This is a genomic window from Finegoldia sp., from assembly GCF_046991905.1.
Classification (GTDB): domain Bacteria; phylum Bacillota; class Clostridia; order Tissierellales; family Peptoniphilaceae; genus Finegoldia.
Genome location: NZ_JBKWZF010000070.1, coordinates 1 through 6,735 on the forward strand (window position 1 = coordinate 1; position 6,735 = coordinate 6,735).

Below are 6,735 nucleotides of genomic sequence, written 5' to 3' on the forward strand. Positions count from 1 at the left end.
GTTTCTTATATCCTAACGGAGCATAAGCCCCATAATACGCACCCTCTGCAAATTTTGTCTTAAAAGCTGATTTCACTTTACGGCTCGTATCTCTTGCAACCCATTCATTGATGATATTTTTAAATGGTGCAATCTCACTTTCGCCTTTTTCGCTGTCTACACCGTCATCAATCGCTATGTAACGGACATTATGACTTGGGAAATACAATTCTGTATATTGCCCAGTCATAATATAGTTTCTGCCAAGACGGGAAAGGTCTTTCGTAACAACACAGTTGATTTTTCCTGCTTCTATATCTTCAATCATTCTTTGGAAACTCGGTCTTTCAAAATTTGTTCCCGACCAGCCATCGTCAATATATTCATCAACGACATTCAAATGATGTTCTTTCGCATAAAGACGCAACATACTCCTCTGTGTGGTAATGCTGGAACTTTCACCCTGTAATTCATCATCTCGGCTCAACCTAAGATAAAGTGCGGTATTGTAAATCTGTTGTTTCATCTGTCAGTTATCCTCCTTTATAACCAACCCATGCTTACAATACCTGCTTGCAGATAAAGTATAACATGGGTTGTTTTTCTCATTCAATCTATTTTTACAACAGCACTCTTTTTATGCGATTGTCTGCTTCGCTTTTTCTAACATGACATCAGTTAAAAGTTCTTCCATTGTTTTACCCTGTTTTGAAAAATGCTCTTTTACAACGATTTTTGTTGTTCGTCTGCTGGCAATTTTCATTGTCTGTTGATTCGTCTTTTTTTGATTTTTTACAGCATTATCAATAATACATTCCTCCTTTCTTTCGATATTTTCTAAGCAGTCAAACGGTATTTGTCATTACCCACAGGAATTTCACCTCTGCATGGTTCTCATGCAACCGTACCCATTGCGTGCGACGCTTTGAACGCTCAAACTATGGCTGTACGGGAGTATCATTATCAGACAGAACAGGTCATGGCGAAGAAAGAGGACAAATTTTTCTCATGGACGCTGACAGTGGTTCGCTCGCTTAGCTTAGATAAGGTCATGGCGTATCGGCTCCAAAGGCTCGCTGATTGTCTAACGTATCTGACTGCTTTATTCAGTTGTCAAAGAACACTGGAAAGAAGAAAATCACCTATTCCGTCATTAGTACGTATGGAACGGATAAAATGGCAATCATCAATCATTTTTTCTTTCCGACCAACACTCGACACAAAAGCGTGATTTGTTGCCATTTTCAGAAAAATATAGAGATTTCCTTTCACCCACTAGCTACCCACGCAAAGCGAAATTGTTGCAGAAAATGAATATTTTCCTGTTTTTTCTTCCGCTTCATATAGGGAATGAAACGTATCATTTGTTAAGTCGGACAGATAAAAGAATGATTTTCTTCTGTATAACACTCAACACGAAACCTTGATTTGCAACTCATTTTAAAAATTTTTTCTCCATGCACTAAAAAATACCGTCATTCTCTTGTGGAACAGCGGTATCAATCCTGTCTCTTATATCTGATTTTTCTAATTGCAACAGGTGTTTATGCTTTTCTTTTAACTCTGTATGTTCAATCATATCTTGCAGTATCGTTGTATGGTTCTGCTTATCTAGTTCCGCCACCATCTTTAGCGTAGGAGCAACCTGTCTGTGTAGCCACTGCAACGCTCGTTCCAGCGTGTATGGTTCAGGCTGTGTCGTCAGTTTCAGCTTTTCCCGATTTTCCCCGATAAACCATGCCCAGTCGGCATTGAGTTTCCATTTATTCTTTGGTTTCCCGTCCTCTCTGTCCACAAAACGCAGATAGTGGTTGATGATAGAAAAAGCGGTATGCTCCACGTCACGATAAGTCAGTAAATCCATGACCGCATGAATGGCTCAGTCATCTTTCAATCGTATCTCAAAACGGTTTTTAATCTCCGTATCTTCAATATTTGCACCGTTCTTTACATACTGCTCATAATTCTTTTGATAAATGCAGGAATGGAGCTGACTGTTGGTTGAACCGAGATACAGCGTTTCCCCCGTATTCTTTGGAACATCATCACCGCATTTTTGTGAACCGCCATAGTCTTTTTGACTACGAAAGTAGGAGATACATTCGCCAGCCTTGTATTTTGCCTTTAGCGTGGGAATATCCAATATTCCTGCTTTGTCATTGATAGCGAGGTCAATCCGCTTCATTACCCCGTCAGCAGTCAGACAGTTCAGCATGAAATCATACCAGCTTTTTTCCTGTGCCAGCAGATAGCTTTCCATCTGCCGACAGCCTTTGCCCCTTAATTCAATCAGAACTCCTAACTGTATGTTTTGTGAACACAGTACCGCAATATCGCCGATAACATACTGACACTCATATCCGTATTTCCCGTAATCCTCATAGAGCATATATTTTGGATTGATATGTAAAATATTTCTTATAATCCTTAGTGCGTCTGTCGTAGGGAAACGGACACGAAAGTAATCAATCAGCAGGAACAATGGCTCTTGCGGATTGAAACGCTCGATTTCCTTTGTTAAGGTTTCCTTGAGTTTTTCTGTCAATGGAAGTTTCCCTTTTTCAATGCGGTTGTAATGCTCACGAGTGATACCGCAGGCAACCGCCAGCTTATTTTGTGATACTCCGTATTCTTCACGTTTCAGTTTTAATTCTCTGATAAAATCATCATTGTTCAATATTCATTCCTCCAATCAAAAAGGCAACTACCGCTTATGGATAATTGCCTGTGTCATAATCAATAAAAAAAGACAGCCAACTTATTAAAAATCAACTGTCTTTCATGCTACAATATTCAGTTTTCATAGTAATATCGGCAACTTTTTTATCACATCTGTTAAAATGCCGATTTACCTTGTAAATACAGCGTTTTCTGTCTGTTGTGATATACAGTTTCCAGTTTTTTGTGCCCCCCTTGTTAGATAACGGGGGCTATACAATCGCTCGCCACAGGCTCTCTCACAGATGAAGTGAACCAGCCACTTGCAAGCATGGCAGAAAAATCTTGGGATTTCCCCGCCACCGTGTCTGGTTCACTCCGTCAATGTGAGTTATGTAGCCGTTACAATCTTATTTAAAGATCTTTATCGGTTTTTCAATATTTTCTTTTTCTTCAATACAGCTAAAATGGCAATTAACAGTCCGCTCATTGCAAACAATGATAGATATAACTCTATATTTGTTTTGTCATCCGTTTTTGGAGTTTTTGGAGTTTTTGGAGTGTCTGACGCGTCAGGTTTATCAGGTGTGGACGGCTTCTCTGATGTTACTTCCTTGTAGTTGATAAACTTGATATCCACATCACCATTCGCCGGAACAGTTCCCTTATCTCCTTTAGATGTCGTTACATAGCCGTCTTGGTTGGCTTCTGTTTCTTCCACGGTATATCCGATACCTGCAGGAAGTCCCGTTGCCGTTGATCTCTGTCCGTGTTTTAATGTGATTGCCGCCACGCCGTCCGTGAAGTCCATATCACCAAATTTTCCGCTGATCGTCTTATCATCGAGCGTTATTGTGAAATGGAACTCCCTGTCTTTATCGCCGTGCGTTCCTCCAACTTCTTTTGTTACTGTCAAGCCACTTGTTTCTGTTTTTGCATTGACATATTTAATGGTATTAGATGGCGTTTTTTGATCTATCACGCTCACATTCTCATCCACTACAATAGTTCCAGTAACCTTTCCAGAAGCTTCGTCTTTATTTATCGTCCCACTTCCTGTAATAACAATCTCTTCGACCCCATAATATGTGTTTTTGGCTTCTGTAATAGTATAGGTTGCCCCTTCTGGTAAATTATAAATCAGAACCTTTTCACCAGCTTTAATTGATAACACGCCTTTACCATCTTGCAATTCAATATCTGATTGTTCAACCCAGTTTGGACTTTCAATATCAGTCAAGCTTTTAAACCATGATAAAGAATTCAAAGGCGTCCCATCTGCTTTTGTGAAATAGACGTTGAAATTGAAATCCTCATCTGTTGATTCCGTACCAACAGATAATTGCTTTTCTAATTCTAACATTCCAGGTTCTCTGGCATTAATAAAACGAACATAATTGTTTTTATCAAATTCATCCTCATAACTAACACCTAATATTAAATTTTGACCTAATCCCTCTTTAATTGTTCCTGTCATAAAGGTTGTTGAATCTTTTGGAGTCAATGGAATAACTGTAACATCACCTGGGTTCAAGTCATCAGGGTATCCCTTACTAGATGAATCTATTCTTCCTAATTCTCTTACAGTATATCCATAGCCTTTCTCCAAATCCTTCTCAGTATCTTTTGGCAAATGAGAAATCAGCACTTTCTCTCCATCCTTTAAAAAGAATTTTGTTCCACTGACAATTGAAGCATTAGAAGTACTAATTTCTTTTCCATTTGCATCATATCTCTTATATGGATATTTATTAACCATAGAAATTCCATTAGGTGTCGTTAAATCCAACTGAAATGCATATACACCCTTATCTTCTGCTGAATTGCTCTTAACAATTTTCTCGATTTTAAGTTCTTGATCAAAAGTGACTGGATTTGTTGCCAGTTCTTCAAATGGAACTGTAAATCTCATATAGCATGAAGAGCCAGATGCTCCTCTTTCTGTGTAATATACAGATAAACGATATGTTTTCTTCTCACCTTCATATGGAATACCTTTGGCAATTGCATCTCCATCTTTATTTTTTATATCTTCTGCTCCATTGATAAATTCCCACAAATCTACGTACATACCTAATGACGAGTGAACTCCACCCATGTCTGCCACTTGTACACTTTTCGTATGATCAACTGTAACTGTACCATCCTCAGAAACAGTTGTTTCTGATAAGAACACTAATAAATCATCATCTCCATAAAAGAAGTAATTCAATGGTCCACAATATCCGGGTTGTAACACAAAGTCAAAATATGTTGTCATCCCAAAGTAAGAATTATGATCATTACCTTGATCATCACTTGTTGGAAGGGATCCAGATGCATCAATTCCAACAAATTTTCTAAAATCTTTGGAATTTGGATTTCCAAATTTAAGATCGTGTCCATCTGTTCCATATGAAGAAGCATAATCCATCGGCCAAAATTCATTAGAATAAATAGATGAAGCGTTTTTTGAAAATTTATCTAAATTCCTACTAACTTGGTACCCATCATTTTTCTTAACTCCAGATAAAGTATATGTACCTCCCAAACGTGAAAACTGCAAGCTATAATTTTCTTCAGAATTTTCTGTCCCATATGCACTATATTTTAAATATGCCGTTTTTCCTTGTATTCCTTTTGGATTATCTATACCATCTAAATTCAAAGTATCTGTAGCTGTTGAAAAGATTGGAGGTGCATTTACCCCCTCACTCCACCTAATGCTTCCATTTTCATTGACACCTTGAGCCAAATTAAATGTTGCCCCTCGAAGACTTGGGCCAAAGAATTTACCACCCCATCTACTGGTTCCAGCGCGATTTCCTACATTAGTCATATTTAATGATGTCTCTACACCTTCAGGATCCGTCCAAGTATTCTTTCCTAATCCAGTCCCAGCATTATCGTTGCCAAAAGCAAATTTTTGTTCTACTCCAGTAGGAAGATTATTGGGGTTATTTATACCTTGCTTTGCTGTGTTTGCATAAAATGTTACATTTTTCAATTCATCCTTGCTTTGATAAGAAGTTGGAAGTTTACCATCTACATTCCATGTACTGCCTGAAACTAATCCTTCTAAATTTTGGTTTTCTATTGCCTCATCAACCTCTTTGCTTATATTAGGTACCGCTTCACCATTTCTTGCTGAATTAACTGCACCTTCTGTAGTATAAATCCATCCATCCGTTATATCATAATCGAAAAAATTCACTGCATCATAATTATAATTTTCTTCTGTAGTTGGTTCAAAAACCAGGCGGATGACCGTATCTTCAGTAATTAAAATCGTATAACCATCGTCTTCATTTCCAACAAATTTCACACCACTATTATTTATAGTACCTTTAGACTTAAATGCCTGATTGTCTTCATAATTAGTGAAAATAAACTTAGAGGGATCATGGTGGATTCCATCATCCATAACAGGCACATTTAAAATATAAAAATCATCTTCTTCAGTACTATCTTTATCACAATCTTTTTTCAAAAGCCAAACCTGTTTTAATGTGTAATTTTTATTATAATGATTTTCACTTGCATTATTATAAAGTTTATTCATGAATCGCATTTGTGATTTTTCAAAGAAATATGTTTTCTCATCAGCGAACAATTTTCGTAATTCATTTTTTGTTTTTACTGTTCCATCATTATTTAAGTTTATTTGAGAATGTGGACTTTGTTCATATAATTCATCCACATTATGTTCTTCTCCATAACTATTTTGTTTCTTAAAATTACGTGGTAAATTGTTTTCTCGTGAAGCGTCTGTTCGCCATACAATCATCGTATCTGTCTTAGATGCTTGCTCATTTACTAAATCCATGCCTGTCTTATTATCATTATTTGGAATATCTAAAACCATTGCTGGGTAATTTAAGTAATGTTGAATGGTATATTTTGGATTATATTCACTATCTGTTATATTCCCATTCGTATTCTCTTCTGCTTTGATTTGCAAAGGCATATAATTTAATATTAAAATTACTGCAAAAACCACACGCACACATTTTGACATTATGTAACGAAAATTCTTCTTGACACTTTCTTTATACATTTTTGTACACCCCCTATTCATTAGAACAAAAAAACCACTATACCTAAAAATAGATATAATGG

3 protein-coding genes and 1 pseudogene are annotated in these 6,735 nt (G+C 36.9%); all 4 read right to left on the bottom strand.

The window, feature by feature from the left end; all coding sequences use genetic code 11:
- A partial coding sequence (locus ACLUJM_RS12155) for a recombinase family protein (protein WP_216881748.1) occupies window positions 1-505 on the bottom strand: 505 nt, incomplete at its 3' end.
- 111 nt (window positions 506-616) lie between these two features.
- Entirely contained in the window at window positions 617-835 is a 219-nt protein-coding gene (locus ACLUJM_RS12160) for a hypothetical protein (protein WP_040014059.1), read from the bottom strand.
- 606 nt (window positions 836-1,441) lie between these two features.
- Window positions 1,442-2,656 (bottom strand): annotated as a pseudogene (locus tag ACLUJM_RS12165) (replication initiation factor domain-containing protein).
- A 405-nt stretch (window positions 2,657-3,061) separates the two neighbouring features.
- Window positions 3,062-6,673: a DUF5979 domain-containing protein gene (locus tag ACLUJM_RS12170; RefSeq protein WP_217781011.1), complete on the bottom strand. Its 3,612-nt coding sequence runs from the start codon at window positions 6,671-6,673 to the stop codon at window positions 3,062-3,064.
- Between the last annotated feature and the right edge of the window lie 62 nt (window positions 6,674-6,735).